General features: G+C 64.4%; 3 protein-coding genes. 1 reads left to right on the forward strand and 2 read right to left on the reverse strand.

What is annotated here, in order from left to right; translation table 11 throughout:
- Together ACOJTD_RS00580 and ACOJTD_RS00585 are read right to left on the reverse strand one after the other, a co-directional pair.
- Positions 1-485: SDR family NAD(P)-dependent oxidoreductase (locus ACOJTD_RS00580; protein ID WP_420131005.1), on the reverse strand; the 485-nt coding region annotated here is incomplete at its 3' end.
- 143 nt (positions 486-628) lie between these two features.
- A complete protein-coding gene (locus tag ACOJTD_RS00585; RefSeq protein WP_420131006.1) occupies positions 629-1,384 on the reverse strand; it encodes a histidine phosphatase family protein in 756 nt (251 codons plus the stop codon).
- A 154-nt stretch (positions 1,385-1,538) separates the two neighbouring features.
- Between ACOJTD_RS00585 and ACOJTD_RS00590 the strand changes: the two genes are divergently transcribed.
- Positions 1,539-2,324 carry an SDR family NAD(P)-dependent oxidoreductase gene (locus ACOJTD_RS00590; protein WP_420131007.1) on the forward strand — a complete coding sequence of 262 codons (786 nt, stop codon included), beginning with the start codon at positions 1,539-1,541 and terminating at the stop codon, positions 2,322-2,324.
- Positions 2,325-3,088 lie beyond the last annotated feature (764 nt).

Below are 3,088 nucleotides of genomic sequence, written 5' to 3' on the forward strand. Positions count from 1 at the left end.
ATGCAGTAAGCGCCGATCACGGTCGAGCCCTTGAGACCGCCGATCGACGACACGATGGTGATCGAACCGTCCTTGCGCTTGATCATCTGCGGCACGACTTCGCTGATGAGCCAGTGGTTGGCGACGATATTGTTGTCCAGAATCTTGCGGAACTGATCGTCGTTGATTCCGGCTTGCGGGCCGTAATACGGGTTGGACGCGGCGTTGCACACCAGTGCGTCGATCTTGCCGAATTTCTCGGTCGCTTCCTGCGCCAGACGCTTGAGATCGTCCTTGCTGGAGATGTTGGCCGCGAGCGCCAGCGCGGTCCCTGCTCCGTGCGCGTCGTTAATCGACTTGGCGACGGCGTCGCAAGCGTCCTGCTTGCGCGACGAGATCACCACCTTGGCGCCGTGCTCCGCCATCCGCTCGGCGATCGCCTTACCGATGCCGCGCGACGATCCAGTGATCACCGCGACTTTGCCGCTGAGGTCGAACAAGCTCATGTTTCTCTCCCGTTGTTAGTTGTTGTGTGTGGATGACCTTTTCCCGTCATTGCGAGGAGCGAAGCGACGAAGCAATCCAGCTCAGTGCACGGCGTCTGGATTGCTTCGCTTCGCTCGCAATGACGGAAAGACTTTGTCGTGGATCAGGCCAGCTTCGTCGTCGTCGCCACTTCCGGCCCGGCCGGCTGATGCATCGCGGCGTGGGAAGGGTCGGCGATCCAGGGCTGCTGATTGACCATCGGAATCCGCCAGCCTTCGTGACCGTCGGACGACGCCATGTAGTCGAGCCGGGTAATCGAGCAATTGTCGATGGTGAAGGCGAGACCGCGCGCCGGCTGGTCGCGTAGCGCGAGGCCGATCGCCGCCTTGATGGTGCCGCCATGCGCCACCGCGACGATGTCGCCGCCGGGATGCGCGGCGGAGATCCGCGCGATCGCACGCCTGGTGCGCTCGTACAGATCCATGAAGCTTTCGCCGTTCGGCGCGCGCTCGTCGATCGGTGCGAACCAGAAGGTGTCGAGATTGATCGGCAAATTGGCGAAGAACTGCGCGCGGTTCTTGCCCTGCCAGTCGCCGAGATGCTGCTCGTTGAGATCGGCGTCATGCGTGATCAGCGGCGGCCGCGGAAAGCCGGCGGCGAAGATCGCCTCGGCGGTCATGTGGGTGCGCTTCAGCTTGCTCGCGTACCACACCGCATCTTTCGGCAGTACGCGGCTCACCGCGTCGAACACCACCTTGTCGCTGCAGTCGCAATCGATATCGATCTGGCCGTAGATGTTGCCGCCGTCGCTGCGTACCGGGGCGTGGCGCACCCACCACCACCGCGTCGCCGTGACGCCGGTGGGAACCGAGTGCTGGGCGACGAAGGGTTTGTCGCTGGTGGACGGCGCATTCGACATACAGAAAGTCCTTCATTCCCGTTTCAAGTCGCTGTACGTCAGACCTCGCATTGCCTCAAGTCACTTGTGTGCCGCTGTGGTGATGCCGGCCCCGCCAGGGTCGAAACGAATTCCGTCAAGCGGCAAACGCCGCACGATCAGCAGGGAGCAACGCATGGGCCGCCTCGCAGGCAAATCCGTCATCATCACCGGCGCCGGCAGCGGCATCGGCCGCGCGGCATCGCTGCTGTTCACCGCCGAAGGCGCGCAACTGATCGCGGTCGATCGCACCGAGGGCGTCAACGAAACCGTCGAGCAAGTGCGCAAGGCCGGCGGCACGGCCGAGGCGGTGATGGCCGATGCAGGCTCCGAGGACGATGTGAAGGGCTTCGTCGCCAAGGCGATTGCGGCGTACGGCAAGCTCGACGGCATCTGGGCCAATGCCGGCATCAGCGGCGGCCTGGTGCCGCTGCCCGACCAGACGCCGGAGCATTGGCAGGAAATCCTGCGCGTCAACCTGATCGGGCCGTTCCTGGCGATCAAGCACAGCATGCCGCACATGATCAAACAGGGCCATGGCGCCATCGTCTGCACGGCGTCGGTGGCAGGCCTCAAGAGCGGCGCGTCGGGGCATCCCTATGCAGCGTCGAAGGCCGGCGTGATCAGCCTGGTGCAGACCACCGCCTACTCGCTGTCCGGCACCGGCGTGCGCATCAACGCGGTGTGCCCCGGCCTGATCGAGACCGGCATGACCAAGCCGGTGTTCGACAATGCCAAGCAGCGCGGCACCGATCACAAGATCGGCCAGCTCAACCCGCTGAAACGCGCCGGCCAGCCGCACGAACTCGCCACCATGGGCTTGTTCCTGCTCAGCGACGAAGCGTCTTACGTCAACGGCCAGGCCTTCCCGGTCGACGGCGGCCTGACGGCGTCGATGCCGTATGCGGGCAAACCGATCTGACCACAGTCTGAGAGAGGTGATCCGACAACGATCGACGTCATCGCCGCGAATGCAGGGCGATGACGTCCGGGGTGTTGCGAGGACTTGCCTCGTAACTACCCGTCATTGCCGGGCTTGACCCGGCAATCCATCTTCTTCGCAAAGCACCTCAACAGAACGCCACGGTTCAGCGCGCTCCGCGCGCGATGGATGCGCGGGCCTTCGCCGCGCCGAAGGGGCTCCGGCCCCGCAGGCGGGTCAAGCCCGCGCATGACGGCGGAGGATGGTGCGAGGCGCTGCCACAAGTTCGGTTGTCATCACCCGCGCATACGGGTGATCCAGTATCGCAGAGCGCTCGCGGCGATGCCGCTGTCGATCAATGAATGCTCTGGGATACTGGATCGCCCGCCTGCGCGGGCGATGACGTTGGTCGGTGGGGTGGCGCTGTGCCTCACGTCGTCGGTCGGCTTCACCTGTCAAACAGCCACGCGATTGTACCAGCCACGCCTTCACGTTCTCGCGGCGCTACGCGCCCGAGGTTTGCTGCATTCCTGTCGCCCTCTCTTGGAAGAGGGCGCGCGGAACGCCGGGTGCCCGATGCACCCGCGGCCTCGTGTGCGTAAGTAAAAAGCACACGAGTTCAAAACCACGGTCACACCGGAGAACATCCGGCGTTCCGCGCGCGATGGTGTTAACGGCGTATCTCGTGCTCTCCCCGGCGCCCGACACGGTTTTTGGTCGCCGTCGCGTCCGACTGTTCGCGTGCGCTTCGGTGGAAGCGGAAC

The sequence above is a fragment of the Rhodopseudomonas sp. genome (assembly GCF_048594845.1).
In the GTDB taxonomy this organism is placed as follows: Bacteria; Pseudomonadota; Alphaproteobacteria; order Rhizobiales; family Xanthobacteraceae; genus Rhodopseudomonas.

Excerpts from the sequence above, each read along its gene's own strand:
- ACOJTD_RS00590 (WP_420131007.1), top strand. The coding sequence starts at position 1,539 with ATGGGCCGCCTCGCAGGCAAATCCGTCATCATCACCGGCGCCGGCAGC.
- ACOJTD_RS00585 (WP_420131006.1), bottom strand. The coding sequence starts at position 1,384 with ATGTCGAATGCGCCGTCCACCAGCGACAAACCCTTCGTCGCCCAGCAC.